This window comes from Pseudomonas sp. TE3786, from assembly GCF_054057335.1.
On record NZ_JBSRZF010000008.1, the window covers coordinates 111,927 to 136,028 of the forward strand.

Annotated in this window: 23 protein-coding genes; 8 read left to right on the top strand and 15 right to left on the bottom strand. The window is 61.6% G+C overall.

Annotation, left to right across the window (positions count from 1 at the left end):
• Positions 1 to 8: 8 nt before the first annotated feature.
• From ACVW0Y_RS11375 to tssB, 10 genes are all read right to left on the bottom strand, one after another.
• Positions 9 to 602, bottom strand: coding sequence for a hypothetical protein (locus tag ACVW0Y_RS11375; RefSeq protein ID WP_146230470.1), 594 nt, complete (start codon positions 600 to 602; stop codon positions 9 to 11).
• A 107-nt stretch (positions 603 to 709) separates the two neighbouring features.
• Positions 710 to 1,177 carry a hypothetical protein gene (locus tag ACVW0Y_RS11380; protein WP_457438358.1) on the bottom strand — a complete coding sequence of 156 codons (468 nt, stop codon included), beginning with the start codon at positions 1,175 to 1,177 and terminating at the stop codon, positions 710 to 712.
• Positions 1,178 to 1,311: 134 nt separating this feature from the next.
• On the bottom strand, positions 1,312 to 1,797 hold the full coding sequence (locus tag ACVW0Y_RS11385; protein WP_457438360.1) for a hypothetical protein: 486 nt from the start codon (positions 1,795 to 1,797) through the stop codon (positions 1,312 to 1,314).
• An 11-nt stretch (positions 1,798 to 1,808) separates the two neighbouring features.
• Complete coding sequence (gene tssH / locus ACVW0Y_RS11390; RefSeq protein WP_457438362.1) at positions 1,809 to 4,361, bottom strand: type VI secretion system ATPase TssH; 2,553 nt, start codon at positions 4,359 to 4,361, stop codon at positions 1,809 to 1,811.
• A gap of 2 nt (positions 4,362 to 4,363) precedes the next feature.
• Positions 4,364 to 5,383 carry a type VI secretion system baseplate subunit TssG gene (gene tssG, locus ACVW0Y_RS11395; RefSeq protein WP_457438364.1) on the bottom strand — a complete coding sequence of 340 codons (1,020 nt, stop codon included), beginning with the start codon at positions 5,381 to 5,383 and terminating at the stop codon, positions 4,364 to 4,366.
• Entirely contained in the window at positions 5,347 to 7,140 is a 1,794-nt protein-coding gene (gene tssF / locus ACVW0Y_RS11400) for a type VI secretion system baseplate subunit TssF (RefSeq protein ID WP_457438365.1), read from the bottom strand. The genes tssG and tssF overlap by 37 nt, the downstream gene beginning before the upstream one ends.
• Positions 7,133 to 7,564, bottom strand: coding sequence for a type VI secretion system baseplate subunit TssE (gene tssE, locus ACVW0Y_RS11405; protein WP_457438366.1), 432 nt, complete (start codon positions 7,562 to 7,564; stop codon positions 7,133 to 7,135). Before tssE ends, tssF begins: the two co-directional genes overlap by 8 nt.
• 11 nt (positions 7,565 to 7,575) lie before the next feature.
• Positions 7,576 to 8,076 (bottom strand): Hcp family type VI secretion system effector, encoded by a 501-nt coding sequence (locus tag ACVW0Y_RS11410; protein ID WP_457438367.1) that lies wholly within the window; start codon positions 8,074 to 8,076, stop codon positions 7,576 to 7,578.
• A gap of 79 nt (positions 8,077 to 8,155) precedes the next feature.
• Positions 8,156 to 9,637: a type VI secretion system contractile sheath large subunit gene (gene tssC / locus ACVW0Y_RS11415; protein WP_457438368.1), complete on the bottom strand. Its 1,482-nt coding sequence runs from the start codon at positions 9,635 to 9,637 to the stop codon at positions 8,156 to 8,158.
• Positions 9,638 to 9,670: 33 nt separating this feature from the next.
• Positions 9,671 to 10,243, bottom strand: a complete 573-nt coding sequence (gene tssB / locus ACVW0Y_RS11420; RefSeq protein WP_457438369.1) for a type VI secretion system contractile sheath small subunit — start codon at positions 10,241 to 10,243, stop codon at positions 9,671 to 9,673.
• 303 nt (positions 10,244 to 10,546) lie between these two features.
• Here tssB and ACVW0Y_RS11425 point away from each other — a divergent pair, with 303 nt between their 5' ends.
• The 8 genes from ACVW0Y_RS11425 (at position 10,547) to ppk2 (ending at position 20,601) form a co-directional block, all read left to right on the top strand.
• Positions 10,547 to 11,020 (top strand): type VI secretion protein, encoded by a 474-nt coding sequence (locus ACVW0Y_RS11425; RefSeq protein ID WP_457438370.1) that lies wholly within the window; start codon positions 10,547 to 10,549, stop codon positions 11,018 to 11,020.
• Positions 11,021 to 11,097: 77 nt separating this feature from the next.
• Positions 11,098 to 12,432, top strand: a complete 1,335-nt coding sequence (gene tssK, locus ACVW0Y_RS11430; RefSeq protein WP_457438371.1) for a type VI secretion system baseplate subunit TssK — start codon at positions 11,098 to 11,100, stop codon at positions 12,430 to 12,432.
• A gap of 18 nt (positions 12,433 to 12,450) precedes the next feature.
• Positions 12,451 to 13,206 carry a DotU family type IV/VI secretion system protein gene (locus ACVW0Y_RS11435; RefSeq protein ID WP_457438372.1) on the top strand — a complete coding sequence of 252 codons (756 nt, stop codon included), beginning with the start codon at positions 12,451 to 12,453 and terminating at the stop codon, positions 13,204 to 13,206.
• Positions 13,203 to 17,012, top strand: coding sequence for a type VI secretion system protein (locus ACVW0Y_RS11440; RefSeq protein WP_457438374.1), 3,810 nt, complete (start codon positions 13,203 to 13,205; stop codon positions 17,010 to 17,012). The genes ACVW0Y_RS11435 and ACVW0Y_RS11440 overlap by 4 nt, the downstream gene beginning before the upstream one ends.
• The gene (tssA, locus tag ACVW0Y_RS11445; protein ID WP_457438376.1) at positions 17,009 to 18,106 is read left to right on the top strand and encodes a type VI secretion system protein TssA; all 1,098 of its coding nucleotides are present in this window, start codon (positions 17,009 to 17,011) and stop codon (positions 18,104 to 18,106) included. Before ACVW0Y_RS11440 ends, tssA begins: the two co-directional genes overlap by 4 nt.
• Positions 18,107 to 18,295: 189 nt before the next feature.
• Positions 18,296 to 19,306 (top strand): TerC family protein, encoded by a 1,011-nt coding sequence (locus ACVW0Y_RS11450; protein ID WP_457438377.1) that lies wholly within the window; start codon positions 18,296 to 18,298, stop codon positions 19,304 to 19,306.
• Positions 19,307 to 19,358: 52 nt separating this feature from the next.
• Positions 19,359 to 19,649: a hypothetical protein gene (locus tag ACVW0Y_RS11455; RefSeq protein WP_457438378.1), complete on the top strand. Its 291-nt coding sequence runs from the start codon at positions 19,359 to 19,361 to the stop codon at positions 19,647 to 19,649.
• Positions 19,650 to 19,767: 118 nt separating this feature from the next.
• On the top strand, positions 19,768 to 20,601 hold the full coding sequence (gene ppk2, locus ACVW0Y_RS11460) for a polyphosphate kinase 2 (RefSeq protein WP_457438379.1): 834 nt from the start codon (positions 19,768 to 19,770) through the stop codon (positions 20,599 to 20,601).
• Positions 20,602 to 20,678: 77 nt separating this feature from the next.
• Here the strand turns inward: ppk2 and ACVW0Y_RS11465 are convergent, their stop codons facing one another.
• The 5 genes from ACVW0Y_RS11465 to ACVW0Y_RS11485 form a co-directional block, all read right to left on the bottom strand.
• Complete coding sequence (locus ACVW0Y_RS11465) at positions 20,679 to 21,113, bottom strand: hypothetical protein (protein ID WP_457438380.1); 435 nt, start codon at positions 21,111 to 21,113, stop codon at positions 20,679 to 20,681.
• Positions 21,114 to 21,364: 251 nt separating this feature from the next.
• Positions 21,365 to 21,793: a hypothetical protein gene (locus ACVW0Y_RS11470; RefSeq protein WP_457438382.1), complete on the bottom strand. Its 429-nt coding sequence runs from the start codon at positions 21,791 to 21,793 to the stop codon at positions 21,365 to 21,367.
• A 322-nt stretch (positions 21,794 to 22,115) separates the two neighbouring features.
• Complete coding sequence (locus ACVW0Y_RS11475; protein WP_457438383.1) at positions 22,116 to 22,532, bottom strand: hypothetical protein; 417 nt, start codon at positions 22,530 to 22,532, stop codon at positions 22,116 to 22,118.
• Positions 22,533 to 22,818: 286 nt separating this feature from the next.
• The gene (locus ACVW0Y_RS11480) at positions 22,819 to 23,262 is read right to left on the bottom strand and encodes a hypothetical protein (protein WP_457438384.1); all 444 of its coding nucleotides are present in this window, start codon (positions 23,260 to 23,262) and stop codon (positions 22,819 to 22,821) included.
• Between the two features lie 489 nt (positions 23,263 to 23,751).
• Positions 23,752 to 23,949 (bottom strand): hypothetical protein, encoded by a 198-nt coding sequence (locus ACVW0Y_RS11485; RefSeq protein WP_457438385.1) that lies wholly within the window; start codon positions 23,947 to 23,949, stop codon positions 23,752 to 23,754.
• Positions 23,950 to 24,102: the final 153 nt, after the last annotated feature.

Consider the following 24,102-nt stretch of genomic DNA (forward strand, 5'->3'; position numbering starts at 1 on the left):
CAGGTCAATCAAGAAAAATATGAACGTTTGGGTCTGTCGACCAAGTCGTACCAGACTCCCTGTGTTGGCAGGCTATTGGCCAGGGAAAAGCCCATGATTTGCCAGTTCTGCATACGTGCACGCCAACGCGCAGGGTATTGAACGGCGGGGCAGGCAATGTCTGCCCAAGCGTCGCAAATCACCGCGTTGGCGTCCCAGGTGGTGATGTCATCGGGGAAGTCGCCGTTAGCGTCAGTCGGTTGGCCGATGACCAGAAAAATATGGTCACCATGGGCGGGGTAATAGACCAAGTCGTAGTTGAACCGGCCTTGAGCATTCAAATGCCAGGCGCACGCACAGGCCATTTCCAGGCAGTTGCCGTAGCCGGCTGCCACTGCAAAGGCACCATAAAGAACAACGTTTTCCAAGGTGGCTTCACCCATTCTCGGGAAGCGCGGGTGGGTGCGTAGTTGATTGTCGAAGATATTTTTTAAAACCATCTGGTCGGCGTAACGTTGGTGATGTGGTTTATTGGATAACTCGGGGCGAACGTTTTTATTATTCGATTTCATTCGTCCCTTTACATACTGCACGGCGGTTATGCCATCTGCCAGGTTAGTCAAAACGCTTGTCTCCAATAAGTTTGTGCGTTATGGCTTCAGTTAGTTGTGCTGTGACGCTTATTTATTTATTAGCTTCATAAGTGCTAGTGCTAAAGGTTTGTAAAGTGTCAGTGTGCTGTTTGGTGAAAGGTTACCTCGATATTAGCTATGTTAATCCCGAATTCTTGGGCGAATTTACGCATCAGCTTTTTGCAAGAAATACACATGTCGTGTGGTCCTATAATATAAATGTACATTTCTGTCGGCGTAATGTTCTGCCTTCCCCAGTACAGGCACTCTCTGCCTGCACTGTTAAAAACATTCACCTCCGCGTCTTGGTAGGCTAAGTTAAAGGCTTTTGGCTTCTTTTTTGCCAGCGTCAATTGGGAGGCGGCGGCCGCCAAATTGTTGTGATGTTCCGTTACGATGTATAGCTTTCTTTCGCTGAGCGCATTCCCGCTGTGACCATATATGATGTCCCCGTAGTTCCCATCGTTATAAAGCAAAATCCCAGTGGCACGGGTTGCTTGGTAGGCCCTATATGAAGTAGTTGCCGCATCTCTAACTTCCGTTTTTTTAGCTGCGCTTACAGGCATTTTACGGCTCCTTTTCCCTGTGTGTTCATCTGTTGACCATTTCCAATGGTCGATGCGTTGTAAATTTTAATCGAAATGGACTCTATATCGTGGTGGTGGCTGCAAGTGCTGCCGCGGGGTATCAATCGGCTCCATCAACTAATTTTTATTTTCGCAGTGGCAGTCAGGTGCTGGAGTGCGGTGAAGTACTCGGTATCTTTCTTTGAGCGATTAGCATGCATGTATGGCTTTCCGATCATTAGGCCGTATATCTGTATAAGTGGGGCCCTTCGAAACATCATTACTCCATTTTCCAATTGGTCATTAGCGAATGAATAGCACCATGCATCTGCTATCTCGATGCCAATTATCATTGGGCGACAAAACTCTTTCGCCTTATTGCCATTCGTGGTGTATTCAACTATCGCGTTGTCTCCTGCGTGATTTGTTTGCATAAAGTAGGTCCATGCGGAGTCCTGAGGGTGAAAGGTTTCGCCGTCGGTTCCTTTTTGTGTATTACACGCGTCCTCGGGTGGCGTGGCCGGTACTTCATCGGGCACGGGCGCGAAGCCGCCTGCGGTCTTGTGGGTCAATATCGCCACGGCTTCCGCGTAACTATTCAGCCCTCTGTACAATTGCATGTGTGCATCTCCTAGGGTTCCAACACCCACTCCGCCAACTTCCCTGTCACCTGCGTCATCAACACATTCTCGATATCCCTGGCCCCAGCCCCACTGCACTTGGCCAGTACCGCCTGCACAATCGCCGTATCAAATTCAAACTGTTTCCCGGTCGCTGCTTTATAGCGCTCACGCAATTTCTCTAACTTGGCCAACACAATGCCTTCCAGCGTGGCTTCATCCAGCGGGTGGTAGGGCACTACGGTCATGCGCGCGAGAAAGGCGGGGCGGAAGGCTTGGAGCAGGACGTGGTGCAGGGTGTTGTTGAAGCTGTCGCTGCCCAGCTGCGCGGTGGCGGTGTCGAGGATCAGTTCGGCGCCGACGTTGCTGGTGGCGAGCATGACGGTGTTTTTGAAGTCGACCACCAGGCCGGTGCCGTCTTCCATCACGCCTTTGTCGAAGACGTTGTAGAAGGCCTCCAGTACGTCGGGGTGGGCTTTTTCGATTTCGTCGAGCAATACCACTGAGTAGGGTTTGCGCCGCACGGCTTCGGTCAGCACGCCGCCGCTGCCGTAGCCGACGTAGCCGGGTGGCGCGCCTTTGAGTTGGCTGACGGTGTGGGCTTCCTGGTATTCGGAGAGGTTGATGCTGATCAGGTTGCGTTCGCCGCCATACAGGGCGTCGGCCAGGGCATAGGCGGTTTCGGTTTTGCCGACGCCGGTGGGGCCGAGCAGGAGAAATACCCCCACCGGTTTGGCCGGGTCGGTAAGGCCGGCGCGGTAGGCTTGCAGGCGTTGGGCGATGGTGCCCAGGGCGCTGCTCTGGCCCATTACCCGTTGGCCCATGCGCAGGCCCAGGGTACGTACGGCGTGGGCTTCGTCGGCGAGCATTTTGCCGACCGGAATGCCGGTCCAGCCGGCGATCACGGCGGCGACGATTTTCGAGTCGACTTGTTCGGGCACCAGCGGGTCGTCCTGGCGAATGGCGTCCAGGCCGCTTTCCAGGCGCGCCAGTTCGGCGGCCAGGTGATCGATGCGGCCGTCGAGCTCTTCATCCGGAGTGGCGGCGTCGAGGGTTTCGCTTAAGGCCAGCAGTTCGCGGCGGGTCAGCAGCAGTTCGCTGACCGCTTCGCGTTCTTCACCCCAGCGTTTTTCCAGTTCGCGGATGGCCAGCACATTGGCAGCGGCCTCGTTCTCCAGACCGGTGATGCGTTCGCTGTGTTTCAGCCCGGTGGCCTGTTCGCGGCGCAGGCGTTCGAGTTCCTCGTGCAGGGCTTGCTGGCGATGGCGCAGGCTTTCCAGCGGTGGCGGTACGTCATGTTGGCCAAGGGAGACGCGGGCGCAGGCGGTGTCCAGCACACTGATGGCTTTATCGGGCAGTTGCCGACCGGAGATATAGCGGTGCGAGAGTTTCACCGCGTCGTGGATGGCGGCGTCCAGCACCTGCACACCGTGGTGTTGCTCCAGTTTGCTGGCCACGCCGCGGAGCATCTCCACGGCGGTGGCTTCGTCCGGTTCTTCCACTTGCACCAGTTGAAAACGTCGGGCCAGGGCCGGGTCTTTTTCGAAGTATTTTTTGTACTCCATCCAGGTGGTGGCGGCGATGGTGCGCAGCTCGCCACGGGCCAGGGCCGGTTTCAGCAGGTTGGCGGCGTCGCTTGAGCCTTCGGCGGCACCGGCACCGATCATGGTGTGGGCTTCGTCGATAAACAGAATGATCGGTTTGTCGGCGCTGCGTACCGCATCAATCACGCCTTTCAGGCGCTGTTCGAATTCGCCTTTTACCCCGGCCCCGGCTTGCAGCAGGCCGAGGTCGAGTACCCGCACGCTGACGTCTTTAAGCGGCGGCGGTACATCACCGGCGGCGATGCGCAGGGCCAGGCCCTCGACCACCGCGGTTTTGCCGACGCCGGGGGCACCCACCAGAATCGGGTTGTTCTGCCGGCGGCGCAGAAGGATATCGATGGTCTGACGAATCTCGCCGTCGCGGCCGACGATGGGGTCGATACGGCCGTTGCGGGCGTCTGCGGTCAGGTCCTGGGTGTACTGGTTAAGCAGCGGTTCTTCGTCGGGCGCTTCGTCGCGTTTCGGGCTTTGCCCGCTGCGGGTGCCCGGTGGGCTTTCCTTGGAGGGTTGGGTCCATTCCAGCAGGTTGCTGCGCAGGGCGTCGCGGGGGATGCGCAGTAGGGAGGAGGCGCTGTTCAGCAGCAGGGTGCGGCGTTCTTCGCGGTCGAGCAGAGCCAGTAGCAGCAAGCCGGAGCGGATACTGCCCAGGCCCAATACGCTGGCTTGCACCACGGCATCTTCCAGTAGGCCGATGGTCTGCGTGGACAAGGCCGGCGTGCGCGTGCTGCCGGCTTTGAACAGCTCCAGGGCCTGGTTGATCTCTGCGCTCAGGGCATCGCGTTCGAGGCCGAAACGGGGCAGCAGGCAGGCGAAATCGCCGCCTTCGATATCCAGCAGTTCCAGCAGCAGGTGTTCGATTTCCACATAGTGGTGGGTGCGTTGCAGGCAGCGTTGCGCGGCGCGCTCCAGGGCGCGGCGGCAATCACCGTTGAGGCGGCTGATCAGGTTGCCGAGTTCCATGCTCAGGCCTGCGCCGTCGGTTGCAGACGGGTTTCGATCAGGTGCGTAGCGCCGCTCGCCTGTACCTGCAAGCCGGTGTTCCAGCTCAGCCGCGGTGCGTCCTGGCGGTTCAGACTCAGCGGCGCGGCACCCTTCACCAGCAGGCGCAGGGTGCAGTCGAGGTCCGGGCCGAAGTAGAAACTGGCCAGGCTGGCGAGCTGGCTATGGGCTTCGCCGCCGGGCAATAGCCCGCTGGCCTGGTGCGGCTCGAGCGGGCCCAAGGTCAGGCTGATACCGGCGTGTTCGTCCCAGACCCGCGAGCCGGCCACCGCGTCATGCCCCAGTTTCAGGTTGCGCCCGCCACGGCCCAAGCGGCTGCGGCTGGCGGCGGGAATACTGCGCCAGGCACCGGCATAGGCGCTGGCCTGCACCGGCTGGGCGAAATGTTGCCGCACCAGGGTGCTGAAGCCGGCCAGGGAACGGCGTCCGCCGATAAACAGCGCGCTGCGCGACAGAATCGCCGAGTCGCTCAGGGCCTGGCGCTCTTGCAGGGTTTTGGGCAGCAAGCCGGTGAAGGCGCGCAGCTGCGCCTGTACCGGGCTGGCGTTGGGCACGCCGAAACCGAGGGCGATCCGGTGTTTGCGCAGCACGCGGTACAGCAGGCTGAGCAGGCGGTGTTGGAACAGGTCGAGAAAGGCCGCCGGTGCATGGTCTTTCAGGCGTGCCCGTTGTTGCAGCCATTCCTGATAGGCGTAGGGCAGGGGGCCATCGGGGCCGCCCAGGCCGAACACCGGGGTGGTCAATTGGGTTTTGCCGTCCTCGTCGCTGAGCAGGCTTTCCACCTGGCTGGCGGCGAACAGCGGCGTCAGCGGGCCGCGCAGGCGAACGGCTTCGGCAGCGGGGGAGGTGCCGCAGCCCAGGGAGGTGGCGCGCGGCTGTTCACGCTCCAATACCAGCAGCGCTTGCAACAGCTCGAAGGCCTGCGGCTCGGCGCGCAGGTGTTCGCTCAGAGGACGAGGGGCTGGCCGGCTTCGGGTTGCCACGTTTTGATCTCCTTATCGGCTTGCACCAATACCGTGCTGACAAAGCGGTTGGCAGTGGCGTACAGCGAAAAGAACTGCGCCAGCACCCCGGAAAACAACACCGCGCTGCTGCCGACAAAATGCTCCGGGTCGAGGCTGATGCGCACCTGCAAACCGTTGCGCCAACCGCGCCAGGCGTCCTCGCCAACCCGCGCCACAATGCGTTCGCTGACCAGGCTGTGCAGGCCGTCGATTTGCCGCCGGGCGCTGGCCTCGTCGCGCAGGTTGTGCAGGGCGAGCATCTCCTTGAGGGCGCTCAGCGCCTGCGGACCTTCCACCAGGGACAAGTGGTTGAGGGTCAGTTGCGATACCAGCCGCCAGCGTGATTCGCCGCTGAGTTTGGGCAGGCTTTGCGGCGTCGGCGGGTTGCGCAGATGGGCGTGGGCGATGGGCCCGGGGCGCTCGAAACTCAGGCGCGTGCCTGCACTCAGGGCTTCGGCCAGGTGGCGGTTGGTGCACAGCAGCTCGGCGGTCAGGCTGTATTCGGGGGCGTCGTGCAGCGGGTCGAAGTGGGTGTCCACCAGGCTTAGCAGCAGGTCACTGCCGAGGCGATTGGGGGTCAGACCGACAATCCGCCGGGCATGCCAGTACAGACGATTGTCGCCCGCGCCGTGCTGGTAGCCGTAGAAGGCCGGCACCCGCTGCACGCCAGCCGGGGAGGTGGCGCGCAGGCCACGAATGCTGTGGATTTCCACGCTGTTTTCGCGGTGGCTGTCGGCAACCAGGCGGTATTCGCTGCGGGTGCCGTCCGGGCGCAACGGCTCGGAGGTGCGCGGGAACAGGTTGATCACCGGCGTACAGCCGAGGGCGATATCGCTGGGTTGCAGGCTGAGGCGGGTGGCCGGGGCGCGGTCGAACACCAGGTACAGGTACTGCGTTTCTTCCTCACTGACCGGTGCCTGCAGCGGCACATCGAAGAAGGCGAATTTCTCCACGAAGGCAAAGTATTCGGCGAGCAGGCGCAGGCCGGGGTGCAACCCGGTTTCATCCGGCAGCAGGCTTTGTTCGCTGGCAAAACCCACGGCTTGCGGCAAGCCCTGTTGGACCACCGGTGGGCTGCCCGCGGGGCCGCACAGCACGGCGATGGAATGGGCGCAGAGCAAGTCATAGAGCCCGGCATTTACCACCGGCGAGGCAGCCAGATGCAGGCGCAGGCTGCTGATGCTCAGCTCATTCCAGGCAATGCCATCGCTGCAGCGCAGGCTCAGGCGCAGCGCCGAGCGGGCGTTGGCGACACCGGTCAGGGCCTGGGTTTCATCACCATCCAGCAGTACCGCTTCGCTGATTTCCAGTGGCCACAGCAGGGTGTCGGCGGTGCTGCGAAAGTGAATGCTGGCACCGCTGCTGGTGGTGACAAACAGCGGCGTATCGCGGGGCAAGCGATAGCCTTCGGCGAGGTTGCCCTTGGTCGGATCGGGTACGAACTGGACGATGGCGCACGACGGCAACGGCCGCAGCGCCAAGGGGTAGAGCTGCTCCAGCAAGGCGTCGCTGAACTCGGCGTAGTCATCGTCCAGGCGGCGTTGCAGGCGCGCCGCAAGCAGCGAGAAGCCTTCCAGCAAGCGCTCCACATGGGGGTCGGGGCATTCCCCCGGGGCCAGTTCCAGGCGCTTGGCCACCTTCGGGTAGCGTGCGGCAAAGCCGGCACCGGCATGGCGGAGCCAGGTCAGCTCGCGCTGGTAATAATCCAGCAGCTGGTCGTCGATGGAGTCACTCAAGACGCACCTCCACTGTGCTGCTCAGGTTGTCGATTACAAACACCGCCGGCCACTGCTGGCTGCCGTGGCGCAGCATGCCGCTGAGGCGAATCTGCAGGCGCTGCGGGTGATCCTGGGCCGGCTGTACATCCACTTCGCTGAGCTGCAGACGCGGCTCGAAGTGGGCGATGGCGCTGCGGATATCCCGGGTCAGCGCGCGGCGGTCATCCAGGCGTTGTGCTTGCAGGGCGGTCCAGTCGCCGATGCCGTAATCGAGAATGGTCAGCGCCGTGCCCGGCGGGCGGATGGCCCGTCGGCTGTTGAGCAGGCGGAGCAATTCCGCGCGCACCGACGCGGCCAGGGCAGCCCGGTCAAAAACACTTTCGTCGCCTGCCGCCAACCGCTCGAACAGCGGCGGCTGCAGGCCCGTATCGACAAGGCGCATGGCCGCTTACGTCAGGCTTTGATCAGCTTGTTGGCAGCCAGGTCCCAGGTCGAGGCGGCGGTGCCTTCTTTGCTGCCATCGTCTTTTTGCGCGGTGAGTTCCCATTTGATCTTGACGAAGTTCATCGACAGGGTTTCCACCGGCTTGCCACCCGCGCCGCCGCTGACGCTGACGTTGGAAAACACCACGTTGTTCAGGGTGTAGACGATAAAGGGCAGGATCTTGCCGTCGCCTTCAGCGGCGTTGCGGCCGACGGTGATTTTCACCTCGGGCAGCGGTTTGCCGGCGCAGCAGAATTCGTTGAGGGAGGGGGTGGAGGTGTCGATGAACTTGGTAACGGTGAACTCACCGATATGCGGTTTGCCGGAGGTGCGTTCCGAGTTGCTGACGTCGTTGGTCACCTGCATGGCCACGTTGTGGCTGTACGACATGATTTCAATTTTGTCGATGTAACCCTCAAGCAGGCAGTCGCCTTTGATGTCGCCGCCGAGGTCGAGAATGATCGCATCCATCGCTTGTTACTCCTTGCCAATAGGTTCGCGCGACGGCCCGCCCGTTAAGGGGCGGGCCTCAGTTTTGCGGGGTCGGGGGTTAGGCTGCTACCGGTGGCGGCAGGTTGGCCACCAGGCGGATCGACGCGGTCAGCTCTTCCAGTTGGAAGTGCGGGCGCAGAAACACCGTGGCGCGGTAGGCACCGGGTTTGCCGGCGATCTCCGACACGTCGACCCGCGCTTCACGTAGCGGGTACTGGGCCTTGATGGCCTGCGGGGCGTTGTCGTTGATCAGCACATAGTCGGCGATCCAGTTGTTCAGGTAGGTCTGCACGTTGTCGCGGGTCATAAAGCTGCCGACCTTGTCGCGCATGATCACCTTCAGGTAGTGGGCAAAGCGCGAGGCCGCCAGCACATAGGGCAACATCCCCGAGATACGCGCATTGGCGTTGGCTTCGTTGGTGTTGTAGAGCTTGGGTTTGTTGGTGGTCTGGCCGCCGAAGAACACCGCCACGTCGGTGTTTTTCTTGTGGCACAGGGCGATAAAGCCGAGGTCGTTGAGCTCCTTCTCGCGGCGGTCGGTAATCGCCACTTCGGTGGGGCATTTCAGCGAGATGTCACCGGAACTGGTGCGGAAGGTGTGGGCCGGCAAGCCGTCCACCGCGCCACCGCCTTCGGCACCGCGAATCGCGGCGCACCAGCCGTACAACGCAAAGGCTTCGGTGATGCGTTGGGTCAGCGCCCAGGCGGCGTTGCCCCACAGGTATTTGCCGTGGTCGGTGCCGTTGACATCCTCGACGTAGTTGATGCCTTCCACCGGCAGGGTTTCCGGGCCGTAGGGCAGGCGCAGAAGGAACTGCGGCAGGACCAGGGAGACATAACGCGAGTCTTCGCTTTCGCGGAACGAGCGCCACTTGATCAGCTCCTGGCTCTCGAACACCTTGGCCAGGTCACGGGGCACGGCCAGCTCGGTGAAGCTGTTCATATCGAACAGGCGCGGGCTGGCGGCGGCAATAAACGGCGCATGGGCGGCTGCGGCGACATTCGAGAGTTTTTCCAGCAGGCCGATGTCCTGCGGGTGGCGGCCGAAGGTGAAGTCGCCCACCAGCAGGCTGAAGGGGTGACCACCGAAGGTGCCGTATTCCTCTTCGTAGATCTTCTTGAACAGCGCGCTCTGGTCGAACTCCACCGCCTTCTCCAGGTCGGTCTGCAGTTCTTTCTGGCTGACGTTGAGCAGGCGCAGTTTCAGCCGCGTGCTGGTCTCGGTGTTTTGCACCAGCAGGTGCAGGCCGCGCCAGGAGGCTTCCAGTTTCTGCACCTCGGGGTGGTGGAGAATCTGGTTGAGCTGGTTGCTGATCAACTCGTCGATCTGGCTGATGCGGTCGTTGATCATGGCCACGGTGTCTTTGTCGATGGCCATGCCTTCGTCGAGCACCTGGGTGGCGAATTCGGCGAGCATGTCGCGGGCATAGTCTTGCTGGCTGTCATCGTGGGCCATACGGCCTTCGGCGATGATGCGGTCGAGCAGGGACAGGGTCTGGGTGGTGCTTTCGCTGGTTTTACTTTCGCTGGACTTGGCCACGGCGAATCCTCCTTGAACGTAAAGGGCTGGCTATCAGGCTTCGGGTTCGGCTGGCGGCTCGGCATCGGCGGCGGCCTTGCCTTTGGGCGCGGCTTCAGCGCTGCCGGCTTCGCTTTCCGGGCGGGCCGATTTGATTTCCTGTAAGCCTTCGGTGTTGGCCACCACGTCCTGCAACAGCTTGTCGAGGTCGTCGTTGCCGTCCAGTTTGGTGAGCAGGTCGCGCAGCCGTTGGCGCGCTTCGAACAGGCGGCGCAGCGGGGTTACCTGGGTGACGATATTGACCGGATCGAAGTCATCGATGTGGTTGAAGCGCAGTTCGACGTTGAGCTTGCTGTCGTCGCCAGAAATGGTGTTATCCACTTGCACCGCGGCACGCGGGGCGATGGAGGCAATCACGCTGTTGAAGTTGTCGCGGTCGATTTCGATAAAGCGCCGTTCGCCGATTTTCGGCAGGGCCACCTCCGGCTTGCCGGAGAGGTCGGCGAGGATGCCAACCACCAGCGGCAATTCCTTCTTCTCGATGGCGTCGCCGATTTCAACGTCGTAGGTGATCTGGACGCGGGGTGGGCGAATGCGGTCTAGCTTGTGCTGGGTACTCTCAGCCATGACGTTGGGCTCCGATGCATGTGTCGAGCGCAATGCATCGGCTTTTCAGGCTGGATGAAAGCTGCGGCGTTGAGTCCGCCGGCGTATAGGCGCCTTGCTGGACTGTCGCTAGGTTTCAACCAACTTGTCTCCCCGGCCACCGCACTCCTTTGCCGGATCGCAGGCATGACGGGGCAGGAAAAAAACCAGCCTGCTGTCTGCGATCCTTCCTGATTCACTGGCCGATTACGGGGCTGGTCCAGCGAACTACCCAACAAGCTAGAACAGGTCTATAAAAATGCAAATCGAATTATTTGGACACCTATGAAACCGGCAAAGCTCGTCATGTTATGCCACGCAACCGCTCTGGCATCAGTGTTTGCGCTGGGTGGTTGCGCTTTTTTCGGGCCCAAGGTGCAGCTCGATGCGCTGACCCTGGAAGTGTCTCAGCGGGCTAACAACGACACCCCCATAGCCGTTGATTTCATTGCCATTCGTGACCCCGAACTGCTCAAGCAATTGTCGGCAATTCCGGCCCGCCAATGGTTCGCCGAGCGCGAGCAATATCAACGTGATTACCGTGACCAGTTGTCGGTATGGAGCCTGGAACTGGTTCCGGGGCAATTTATGCAGGCCGACGACTTCCCGCTACGCGGTCAGGCAGCGGCTGGACTTTTGGTCTTTGCCGGCTATAACAGTCCCGGTGTTCATCGGCTGCGCCTGGGCGACGAAAGCAAGGTGCGGCTGCGTTTCGACAGTAGAGACATGCGCCTGCTGGGTGACGAACAGACGCGCTAGTTTCCTCGGTTGCGGCAAGGACTGCGGCGGTCACAACATTGCGTTGCGACTCAACACGGGAAGTTGCGGAGGATGGTATGAGTGGACTACCAGACGCAGTCTGCTGGCATGAAGGCATGCAGCTACTGCCCCAGCATTTCCAATTGCAGGGGCTGCGTGCGGAAGCACTGTCCGCCCATCTGGCGCAGGCGGCGAACCCCTGGTTCTGGGGGGTAAACGAACTCGATCTGGACCCCGTCGCCCTCTGCGCCGGGCGGGTGCGGGTGCTGGCCCTCAGGGCGATTCTGCCCGATGGCTTGCCGGTGGAACTGACCCCCGGCATCGATACGCCGCTGGAGCTGGATATCGCCGCCGCCATCGACACCGCCAGCAACGCCATGGTCACTGTCTACCTGGCCATCAACCCGCTGTGGCGCGCCGGCCAACTGGTGCCGCTCAAGGGCCGCCTGCAGTCGGTGGTCGGCCAGGCACTGCCGGATCTGGCCAGTGGCGAACACCCGGAAGCCATCACCGTGTGGCGGCCAAATCTGCGCCTGATCACCGAAGCGCAACGCGCCGACGCGATCTGCCTGCCGTTGCTGAAGGTCGGCAAAGAGGGCGGCGGTTATATCCAGCTGGCCTATGTGGCGCCCACACCGCGGGTGCTGCCGGAGTCGGTGCTGGGCCGCCAGGTGAGTGCCCTGTGTACCCGTGCGCGGGAGAAATGCGTGTTTCTCGCCGGGCGTCTGCGCCATGCACAGCAGGCCGGCAACGAGGACGACAGCGACGAGATTCGCCGACAATTGGCGGCGCTGTGGGCGCGTTTGCCGGAAGTGGAAGCCGCACTCAACAGCCGCATCAGTTCCCCGCAGCAGCTCTACAGCGCGCTCACCGGCATGGCCGGCAGCTGGTGCGCGCTGGACCCGGTGGCCGGCGTGCCGGCCTTTGCCGGGCTGGATTATCTCGACCTGCGCAAAGGCTACGAGCAGGTGCTGGCCTGGCTGAGCATGACCCTCGAACTGGTGCGCGCCGGCTACCGCAGTGTGCCGTTCGAGCAACAGGGGCCACGCTTCAGCATTCTGCTGCCGGACCTGCAACAGCGCCGGCAGCGCCTGGTGATCGGCCTGCGTATGCCGGCCGGCAGTCATGAGCAGGCCGCCTCCGATTGGTTGGCGCGGGCGGTGATCGCCTCGGCGGTGCATGTGCCGACCCTGGTGCGGCAACGTATGAGTGGCTTGCCGCACCAGGCCATGAGCCGCCAGGAGCAGGTGGCCTATGGGGTGGGCGATGACACGCGCATTTTTGTGCTGCAGGCCGCCGGCGAATGGTTCGATCCGGCCCAGCCGCTGAATATCGTTTCCCCAGGTCCTGGGCAGGGCGGCAGTCCTTGGCAGGTGGTGTTGTTTATCGCCAATGAAAGCGACGTGGCATAGCGTAGATAAGGACGTTTTATGAGGGCGCTGCGGGTGCAGGGGCTGCATGAGTCGCCGCTGAGTACGGCGTTTGGTCACGCCTGGCAGGAGTGGCTGGTGGCTTGGAACGCCTTGGATAAAGACGCCGAGGCCGATAGCCAATTGGTGGTGCGCACCGCGGACACCGCCATGCAGATCAGCCGGCGTCTGTGGCGTAACGCCTTTGCCAGCGTCGGCGATGCCTCCGGGCAGCAGGTCAAGACCCTGGTGTATGCCTTCGTCGCCCTGGTGGATGAAACCCTGCTGTTCAGCCCCTGGGCCGGCCAGGGCGCGTGGCAGGAGAAACCGCTGGAGGCGCGTTTATATGGCAGCCGCAATGCCGGTGAACGTCTGCCGGTGGCGATCAAGAAACTGCTCGATGAGCGCGCGCCGGCCAGTCGCGATCTGGCCAACGTCTACCTGCAATGCCTGATTCTCGGTTTCCATGGCCGTCTGCGCGGGCCGCGCGGTGAAGCCATCCATGAAAAGTGGCGGCATGCGCTGTTCACCTTCGCCTGGCAACGCGAGCCCAGCTACGACGACGTGGCCGAAACCCTCGAACTACCCAGCGACGTCGCGCCGATCCGGCTGCCGGTGCGCCGCTCGCTGCCCGATGGTTTGCGCCTGGGGCTGGCGATTGGGGTAGGGGTACTGCTGTTGTCGCTGGTCGGTCATCTGTTCTGGCGGGATATCACCCAGGCGCTGGAGCCGGTGTTGCACCTGGCCTCGGCGACCACTGTGGAGCAGGAGCCATGAGCGTCGCCTCGATGCTGCTGTGGCTGCTGCTGGTGGTTGTGGTGCTGGCGGCCGTGGCGCTGCTGGTGTGGTGGTTGCGCACCCAGTCGGGGTTGGCGCTGCGCAGCTTCTACGCGGCGTTGCGGCAGATGGAAAGCGACCTGGCGGTGCATGATCGCTACGAGCTGCCCTGGCTGTTGCTGCTCGGCGATGACGAACAGGGCGCGCAGTTGTGTGCCAGCTGGCGCTTGAATCCCATAGGCAAACCCGCCTGGTTCGGCCGCTGGTGGGCCGACCCCGATGGCGCTGTGTTGGTGGTTCCCGATGCGCTGTTTATTGCCGACGAAGGGGTGACCCCGCAGTTGGCCGCCTGGTGGCGGTTGCTCGGCCTGCTGCTGCGTCTGCGTTCACGGCGGCCGCTGGATGCGCTGCTGTGGACCATCCCGGCGCGTCACCTGAGCAACGACGAACAGGCCCTGGCCCATGGGCTGGCGGCGCGGCGCAAGTTTATCGACCTGTTGCAGCGCTTGGGCCTGAGCCTGCCGGTGTATGTGCTGGTCACCGAGATGGAAGCGGTGCCCGGCTTCCAGGCGTTTATGGCGGCGCTACCGGCGGAGCAGCGTGAAGTGATTCTGGGCTGGACCTCGCCCTACGGCATGGATGCCATGTGGCAATCGCAGTGGAGCGACAACGCCCTGGCCCAGGTCACTCGCGCGGTGACCGAGGCGGTGATCGAACTGGGTACCCTGAGCGGCGAATTGAGCGAAGAGCTGTACCAGTTGCCACGCCAATTCGAGGCCATGCGTAGCAACTTGCAAGTAGTGCTCGATCCGGTATTTCAGGGTAATGCCCTGGGTGAAGCGCCGCGGTTTCGTGGCCTGTATTTCACCGCCAGCCAGGCGCAAGGCAGCGCCGCCGACGCCGATTGGGCCGCGGTGCCGCTGCGGCAAAGTCTGTTTGCCCGTCGGCTGTGGCACACCCGGCTGATTGCCGAGCAAGGTCTGGCCCTGGCGGTACCGCGCATCCTGCGGGTGCGGCAACGCTGGCAGCAGGTGGTCGGCATCGGTGCCGTGGTGCTGGCGGTGGTCTGGCTGGCGGGCATGACCTGGGTTTGGCGCGATGCGGTCAATGACGCCAACAAACTCGCCAGCCTGTTGCAGCAAGCGGAGGGCCGTTATGTGGCGGTCGGCGACGAAAGCCGGCGCCGCGAACTGACCAAGCAGAATGTGCAGATCTTCTGGGGTGTGTTGGAGCAGGCACCGCGTTGGCGTTACACCTCCCTGGCGTTTCCCACCTCGTGGTTTTCCTCGCTGGACAGCGACCTGGCCGAGATTCTCCGCGCCAGTGCCCTGGCCCAGTTGTACAACCCGCTGCACGACCTGATGGAAGCCCAGTATCAGGGCCTGAGCCGCATGCAGAACAAAGGCGGGCGCACCGCCAACCCGCAGAGTAGTGACCCCGAGCAGTGGCCCAACTACCTCAATGCCCGGGCGTTGGTGGAAGGTGCGCTGCGGGTCGAACAGCAGAACCAGTTGTTCACCCAGGCGCTGAGCAACCGCAATGGCCCCCTCGACGACCTGGCGCAAATGAGCAACAGCGCGCTGGCCACCAACCTCAACGCTGGCACCCTGCGCCAGCAGAACTACTACAACCAGGTGCTGAGCAAGGGCCTGCCGCCGACCTTGCAACCCCTCGACCTGCAAAAAGAGCGGAGCAAGATTGCCGAGCAATTCCAGCGCCTGATGCAGCAGTGGCTGGTGCAGTACTCCCTGGGCGACAACTTTGTTCAGCCGGCTGGCTACTTGCGCGCCCATGTCGACAAGCTGCGCGGCGGCTACGGCAACTCCCTGCAAGAGCTGGAAGAAGTCAGCGAACTGGTGGAAGACCTGCGCGGCCTGATCACCCTGACCAACGCGGCCTGGAGCCGCAGCAACGGCCGCGATCTGGTACCGGGCTACCGAGCATTGCTGGACGACGCGGGCAAAAGTGTTCTGCTCGGTCCTGACGAGCAGCAGTCAGTGGAAAGCCAGGCCACCCGCCTGCAAAACAGCTTTCGCGAGCAATGGGTGGCCCAGGCCGGTGCCAACGACAATCTGCTGGTGCAAAAAAGCACCGGCGCGCTGGCCCTGCAGGAGGACATCAACAACCTGGATAAAGCCATCGATAGCCTGTTGAAGTTCGATTTTGTAGCCATCGCCATGCGCCAGGGTGACGCCCAGGGGCGCACGCAACTGGTGGACAGCAATGGCCTGGGCGCGGCGTTGAATTACTTCGACAGCTACAAAAACTACGCCAGCCACGAACTGCCGCTGATCCCCCCGGCCTTTCGTGCGGCGATCCTCGGGGCCGCGCAAAACGCTGCCGCCACCGCCATGTGGTACAGCCTGGAGTCGCGCGCCAACCTGCCGCGGCTTACTGCCGATCAGACCTTCGACGTGCCCGCCGACAAGGCCCTGCTGCTGCAAAAGGCCTTTGTCGAACTCAAGCGCCCGGACCTGGCGGCCACCTTGCGGGACGGTCTCAATCGCCGCGCCCTGGCCGATATCAGCCGGGCACTGAACACCATCGAAAACCTGCCGGTATTTCGCCAACGCTTTGCCATTGAAACCTGGAGCGGCGGCAAGAACCTGGGGCTGGAGCTGTATCGCTCCAGCGACACCCAAGAGCTCAAGCAGACCCTGGCGCAGCAGTTCGCAATCATGCAGAAAACCACCGAAGAGCATGGGCCGGCGCTGGAGTGGTTACGTCTGCAGCAAGAAAACCTGAGCCTCTCCGACTACGCCAATGTCACCCGGCTGCTGGCCTTGAATGAGGAAATGATCAAGTACAAAGGGCAGAATCCGGCCAGTTCGCCGGTGCAGTTCGAACAGCTGCTGAGCCGCGACTTTGTCGAAATGGACGCGCAAAGCTGCGCGACCATCTTGCAGACGGCCAGCGTTCCCCAGGGGGCCGACGATGTCTCGCTGCGCGCCAAGCAATTGTGGGGGCAGGCTCAGCAACGCTGTACCCAGCTGCAACAGCAATTGGGCGCGCAGGCCTGGGCCAAACTGGCCGACCACTTCAATCAGTACCTGGCCAACCGTTTTCCCTTCTCCTACGACCTGGCTGCCGCCGACGCCGACCCGGAGCGGGTGCGCTATATGGTGCAGCTGATCGACAGCAGCCTGGCGCAAGCCGAGAACGGCCTGGCCTACAGCACCTCGGGCGACAAGCTCGCCGCTCAGGATTTCCTCGAACGCCTGAAGCAGGCGCGGGCCTGGCTCGGGCCGTTGTTCGTGCGTGACAAGGACGGGATAGTGGGCCTGGATATGGACGTGGTATGGCGCACCGACCGTGATGGCGAGCGCGGTGCCGACCAGATCATTGCCTGGGGGCTGTACGTCGGTAACCAGGCTCTGGTGTACCCCAGTGACGAGCAGAATCGCCTGCACTGGAACGTCGGTGAGCCGATCAAGCTGATGCTGCGCTGGGCCAAAAATGGCGCGCAACGCCCGGCCAATGATCCGCAGCAGCCGAGCCTGGCAGTCAACGATCTGGAAGCCGGCTGGGAATACACCGGGCCCTGGGCGTTGCTGCGCTTGATGCGCTCCCACGTGGCGGTGCAACGCCAGGCCAGCGTCGATTACACCCAGTTTCCGCTGACCTTGCAGTTGCCGGTGTACGCCCCCTATAGCAGCGAAACCCAGGCGCAGATGTACCTGCGCCTGTCGCTGCTGACCCAAGGCGGCAAGTTGCCGTTATCGGTGCAGCCATTGCCGGTACGCGCGCCCCTATCGCCATTTCGCACCAGCAGCGCGCCGCTGCTCAGCGCCCAGGAGGCTCCATGACCGGCAGCGCAGAGCTGGAACCGTTGCTGGCCCCGCTGTCTGCAGAAAGCCCATGCGGGCCCAGCCTGCGCTACGACAATGACTTCGACCGACTGCGCGAACTGCGCCGCGAAGACGACACCAGCCTGCCCACCGGGGTGTGGAAGAGTGAAATAAAACGCGGTGATTGGGCCGCCCAGGAAAAGCTCGCCAGCGAGCTGCTGAGCAGCCGCAGCAAAGACCTGATGGTCGCCGCCTGGCTGGGTGAAGCCTGGTTGCATCGTCGTGGTATCGAGGGTTTTGCCCAAGCCCTGGCCCTGGTGGTGGGCCTGTGCGAACGCTACCCCGACGCTCTGCATCCGCAAGCTGAGGACAACGACCAGAGCTGGCGGGTAACGCCTCTGGATTGGCTGGCCCGCCAATACGCCGAAATCCTGCATACCCGTACCGCCTTGTTTGCCGAGCACAGCGGCGACTTCGCCAGCTTCACCCTCTACCAATGGCAGCAACTGCAGCAGCAACAGGTGCAGGGTGGCGACAACAAAAACGCCAAAGCCGCCGCCGAGCAGGCCCGTCTGCAGCAACAGAAACTCAACGAACAGATCCGCGAAACCCCACTGGCTTTCTGGTTGCAACGCCAGCGCAGCCTGGAAGCCAGCTTCAACGATCTGCAGCGCCTGGACTTCTGGAGCGATGTGCAGCTGCAGGACCTTGCCCCCAGTTACCACGCGCTGCGGGAAGTCATGGCAGCCCTGGCCGTGCTGATTCAGGAGTTCATCACCATGCACCCCCAGCAACCTGTGCAGCTGCAACCGCTGCCCCTGGAACCGGCCCAGGCCGATCTTGCGCCAACAGCCGCTGCGGAGCCGGCAGCCAGTAACAGCGCGAATGCCAGCAATCCTGCTACTGGCTTTGGCAGCCGCGAAGAAGCCTACCGGCAACTGCTGGTCATCGCCGATTACCTGGCCAGAACCGAACCCCACAGCCCGGTGCCCTATCTGATCAAGCGGGCCGTGGAGTGGGGCAACAAACCGCTGAATGAGCTGCTGAGCGAGCTTATTTCCGCCGACTCCGAAGCGCGGCGGGTGTGGTCGTTACTGGGGGTATTGAAATAGGCGGGCAGGTCGAGCGATAAGGATTTTCGCCATAGCTCAGCCGCCGGTTGAGACACTTTGCAATGAGTCAACGCTTGAGCCTCGTACCTCGTCTGGTAAATTGGCGCGGCGACGCCGGGCCCCTCTGACAGCTTTTCAGCTGCCATGTCGGAGTTGCAGTTTGTACAACTTCGACTTAGGAGGAGCCTTATGAGCACCCTAGAACCGTTCCTTATGGCCGAGTTCCTCGGCACTGCCAGCTGGTTGTGGCTGGTCTTTATTTCCATCGTTATCAGCCTGCTGGTCTTCGACCTCGGGGTGCTGCACCGCGAGCACCGTGAAATCGGCGTCAAGGAAAGCCTGTTGCTGTCCGCCGGCTATATCAGCGCCGGCTTGCTGTTCGGCCTGTGGGTCTGGCAGATCAAGGGCGGCGATGCCGGGATGGATTTCTACACCGGCTTTCTGATCGAGAAATCGCTGTCCATGGACAACGTGTTTCTGATGGCGATGATCTTCAGCTTTCTGGCCATTGCGCGTAAGTACCAACACGAGGTGCTGTTCTGGGGCATCCTCGGGGTTATCGTGCTGCGCGCCTTGATGATTGGTCTGGGGGCGGCGCTGATCGCCGAATTCAGCTGGATTCTCTATGTGTTTGGCGCCTTCCTGCTGCTGACCGGCGTGCGCATGCTGTTCAGCAAGGTCGACGATCACCCGGACCTGACCCAGAACCCGCTGGTGAAATTCCTGCGCAAACACCTGCGTGTCACCGACCGGCTGCACCACGGCCGCTTCTTTGTCCGCCAAGCCGATGCCAGCGGGCGTACGCAGCTGTGGGTTACGCCACTGTTTCTGGCCCTGCTGTTGATCGAGTGTGCCGACCTGGTGTTTGCCGTGGACAGCGTGCCGGCGATCTTCGCCATCACCCAGGACCCCTTTATCGTCTACACCTCGAACATCTTCGCGATCCTCGGCCTGCGCGCGCTGTATTTCGCCCTGGCGGCGATGATCCATCGCTTTGCCTACCTCAAGTACGCCCTGGCCCTGGTGCTGGTGTTTATCGGCTGCAAGATTTTCCTGGTCGGCATCATTGGCAAGACGCCGCCGGTGATCTCCCTCGGCGTGACCCTCGGCCTGTTGCTCGGTGGCGTGCTGCTGTCGATGTGGAAGACCCGCAACGACGCGCCGCTTTCCGACTCCGCCGGCGAAACCGAACGCCGCTAATCAACGCAGCGCCTCGGCAAGCCGGGGCGCGCCACCTCTGTGGAACTTCCCTATGAAGCGATTACCCATTGCCGCATTCACGCTGTTGGGCCTGACCCTGGCAGGCTGCGACGCTGCCGAAGAGTCGGCGCAAAAACTCACCGATAAGGCCGGGCAAGTGGCCCAGGAGCTGGCCCGCGAAACGCTCAGCGATACCGTCAATAGCCTGAACGAGCAGATCGATAAGGCGCAGAAATCCACCCAGGAACTGCTCGGCAAGCCTCTCGATAAAACCGAAGGTGAGCAACCTAAAGGCGATAGCGAAGTACCTGCGGGCGAGGTCAGCCAGGGCATCGAAACCTGACGGCGGCGCATGGCTTTCTGGCAACTCGGCGGGCTTGAACCATACTCACCCCGCTTAGTATCCAGTGCAGCCATCGCGCCAGGCGGGGGCTGCGTGCACAGACGTCACGGAGCGCAGAATGGCCAAAGCAAAAAAGCAGGAAAAGCAGGAAAAAAAAACGCCAAACACCGAGGGGCAGCGCCTGGAGCGCAAGGTTTATGACGCGGAGCTGAAGAAGCTGCATATCGAGTTGGTCAAGCTGCAGCAATGGGTGCAGCGTGAGGGCCTGAAAGTCTGCGTTATTTTCGAAGGCCGCGACGGCGCTGGCAAAGGCGGCACCATCAAGGCGCTGACCGAGCGGGTCAGCCCGCGGACCTTTCGCGTGGTGGCGCTGCCAGCACCCACCGAGCGGGAAAAGACCCAGATGTATGCGCAACGCTACCTCACCCATCTGCCTGCCGCCGGTGAAGTGGTGATCTTCGACCGCAGTTGGTACAACCGCGCCGGCGTCGAACGGGTCATGGGGTTTTGCACCGAAGAACAGTCCAGCAACTTCCTCAAGGTGATCCCGCTGTTTGAAAAGATGATGGTGCAGTCCGGCATCATCCTGCTCAAGTACTGGCTGGAAGTAAGCGCCGAAGAACAGACCCGGCGTCTGCAAGAGCGCATAACCGACGGCCGCAAACTGTGGAAGCTGTCGCCCATGGATCTCAAGTCCTACGGCCACTGGGACGACTACACCCGCGCCCGCGACGATATGTTCGCCGCCTCCGACTCCTCCTGGGCCCCCTGGTATATGGCCAACTCCGAAGATAAACGCCGGGTGCGCCTGAATATCATCAGCCACCTGCTCAAACAGATTCCCTACAAGGACATCACCGACAAAGAGGTGGTGCAGCTGCCCAAGCGTGGCCGGATCGGCAAGTACAAGGCGGCACCTTATCCATTCAGGATGGTGACAGAGCGGTTTTGAACGAACGCTGAAAAACAAACAGCCCGGCAATGGCGGCGGGCTGTTTGTTTTGTGCTCAGGTCCTGATTGCTTGGGTTTTATGGCGCTTCACACGCGCTGCCGTCCTGGGGGCACAAGATCACCATAAACTCGTCCGTTGGTCCTCTGCAGTCCCCATCATTGCTGCGGACAATAATTGGCTGCTGCAGCGCGTAGGCGGTGCGCAGCTGGGCTAAACGGTCTTTCCAGCGCAAGTTATGGAACAGTGCCTTAGGCGACCCGCTCTGCTTCATCAGGGTGGCGTACTTGCCTGTGGATAAAAGGTGACGCTGCCAGTTTGCGGCGGGACTATTGTCAGTGCTAACCAAGACGATGCTGTCGCCCCCACTGCTGAGTTGCAGTTGGGTGATTCGACCTTTTTCACAGATCGTATATGCCTGGGCAGCGGCTGGGATGCCGATCAGCAACGAGGTGAGCACCAGGATGACGGGGCGCATAGAGTGGAACAGACGGCGCGGGTATGGGTGGTCCATTGCAGCTACTCCTTCAGTTCAATGAGCCCTGATCATGCTGCGCAGCCGAGACCGCAAGTAAGTGGTTGTTTCCGTCGTAAAGGGGCGTGCTTGAGCAGGTTTGCTGCGGAGTTTTCTTCAAAAAGCCCTGGTCAATCGCCATCAGGGGGAGACGCGTGCCGTGAACTATGGCCATTGGCGAATGGCGGGGGGATAGCGGCCGACGCACCCGCCAACGGCGGTGGCTTCGGCCGCAGAAGCAATGTCCAGGACTATCCGCAGCTGCTGTCGCCGGTGCGGCACAGGATAATGGTGAACCAGTCAGATGTCGCTGTGCAGTTACCACCATTGCTAATGATTTGTACGGGCTGTTGCAGCGCATAGGCCATACGCAGAAAAGCCATGCGATCTAGCAAGCGCATGCGCCTTTCGTGAAACCCGCCATCGTCGACGTACCCTATTCTTGTTGCGGGAAGACCCAGGCTGGTACGTCCGAATAGGCCGGCTACGCCGGTTTGCTTTTCGGTGCGCACGAGCGCGACATAATCGCCGCCGCTGGAGATCTCCAGCTGTTGGATTCGGCCCTCGCCACAGACCGTAAATGCCTGGGCGACGGCTGGGATGCCGACCAGCAAAGTGGTGAGCAACAGGGTGGCAGGGCGCAGCGACTGCAAGCGTGGGAAGGCTTTTAAGTGAACCATTGCATCTACTCCATCAGGGTCAATGAGCCTTGATGGTGATGTGCAGCTTAGCGGGGAAGTAAGTGGCTGTTTCCGGTGATCTGGGGTTTACATGAGCAGATATACAACGGAGCTTTCTGCATAAAGTCGGGCTGGTTCGAGGCTGTCGAAACGTTCCGCCAGCGAGCGTAATTTTCCAGGTTTTCAGCCGTGATAGAGGGGTTAGAACTATCGCCTCGAATCCAGGCTATATGAGTGGCCAATTTCGCAGCTACCCGATGTATGTGGGGCGAAGGCCCCACGAACACATGGGGCTTTTAGCTGCCAGGTAGTCCGGTTGCGATTAGCAGTCGCCGTCGCCTGGCGTGCACAAGATTATTGCGAAATTGTCCGTTGTGCCGAAGCAGAAGGGGTCGTTGGCTACGATGTACACGGGGCGCTGCGCAGCGTTCGCGGCACGTAGCAAACTCGTGCGGTCCCTCGTGTTCGTATAGTCAATGTCAACACTAGGACGCCACATAACCGCAGCAGGTTTGTTCGCCCAGTTGTATTGGCGTCCGCTCAATGTAGCGGGAGTGTTATCGGTGCTGACAGTCAACTCACCGTAGCCGCCGCTACGAATTTCCATCTGCTTGACTCGACCTTTTTCGCAGACCGTATAAGCCTGCGTCACAGTGGGTATGCCGATAAGCAGCGCAGCGAAAGCGAGGGTGACAGGGCGCAGCGATTGGAAGAGGGTGCGTGGGTTTTGGTTGGCCATTGCAGCTACTCCTTCAGTTCAATGAGACTTAATGGTGGTTGAGGGCGGAGGCTTTGCGTAAGTAGCCCATTCCGTCGCAGCGGGGCGCGCGCGCGCAGGCTGGCTGCGGAGTTTTCTGCAAAAAGCCGCGATCAAGTGCTTTGGAGGCGGTTATTGGATGGCCAGCACTGGCTGATCAATGCACGTCGCGATGGGCAGTCGATGCCAGCTTGAATTGGACCCGTTGGCGCGGCGTCAGCGAGGGTCCGGGGGCGTCGCCTCTGCCGCGCGAGCGTTGGCTTTGTGATCAGCAGCTGTCACCCGTGCGGCACAGGGTAATGGTGAACTCGTCCGTCACCCCTTGGCAGCTTGAGTTGTTGGCGGTGATGTTGATGGGTTGCTGCAGAACATAGGCCATGCGTAGCAAACTCAAGCGATCTGCCCAGCGTATGTCGTGCCAGACATTGTGCTTGTATATTTTTGTCGACCTGCGGCCAAAGTAGTTAGTGGCGCGCAGACTGTCTGCACCAGTTTGGTGTTCTGTTCGTATGTATAGGGCGGGCCCACCGCCGCTGTACCCGCCGTCGTCGGCAAACCCGCCGCCGGCGGCAAACTGCATCTGCAAAATTCGCCCACTTTCGCAGACGGTAGTCGCTTGCGCCGCAACAGGAACACCAATCAGCAATGCGGTGAAAACCAGGGCGGCCGGACGCAGCGCGCGTAAGCGAGTGGATAGGTATGAGTAAGCCATTGCATCTACTCCATCAGGGTCAATGAGCCTTGATGGTGATAGGGGGCGCAACAGGGAAGTAAGTGGTCGTTTCCGTTGGCGCGGCGTCCACTTGAGCAGAGGGGCGGCAGAGTTTTCTGTAAAAACGCTTTGTTGACGAAAAGCGCTTCCGCCAGCAAGGCGACTCCCTGTGTTTCAGGGCTGTTCGCTATGCGCAGTAAACCCGGTCTGGCCGTTGGCGATTTGCGCACACAGGGTCAGGGCGGGAATCTTATAGTCCCCAGCGTTCTGTCTGGTCACCGGCCTGGTCGGTGAAATCCGCAGCCGGCATGCCGGTGGCCGATGATGGTCGCGGCTTTGGCCCGGCAGCGCGGTGGCCGTGGCATCGGCAATATTCGCAGTCGTGTCCAGGCCTTGGGCGGAGGGGTGGAGTGGGCGGTGGAGAGTGGTGCAGGGGGGAGGTGTTCAGCCTGTGGTTGCCGCTGAATCCTTAGGCGGCTTGTGCGGTCGTCAGCGTAGCGGATCTTCGTTGTCGCTTTCATCGCCCTGGCTATCCTTGGCGCGCAGCCAGGCCAGGCGTTGGTGCAGTTGCGCGGCGAAGGTGCGGGCGGCCAGTTCTTCCTGAAAGGTCACCCCCCGGTAGCCGATGCGCACACGCCAGCATTGCTGCCCGCGTAGCTTTACATACTCGACATGCACGTTATTCATTGCCGCTCCCTGTTCACGGCCCACGACGCCGCAGGGCGAAGAGTAACGGCGTGCGGTCGAGCTCGCAATTGTAGGAGTTTGTAGCGGTTAGGGACGGGCTTGCATGTGGCGCAAGTGGGGGGCGGGGGGTAAATAAACCGGACTAAATGCATC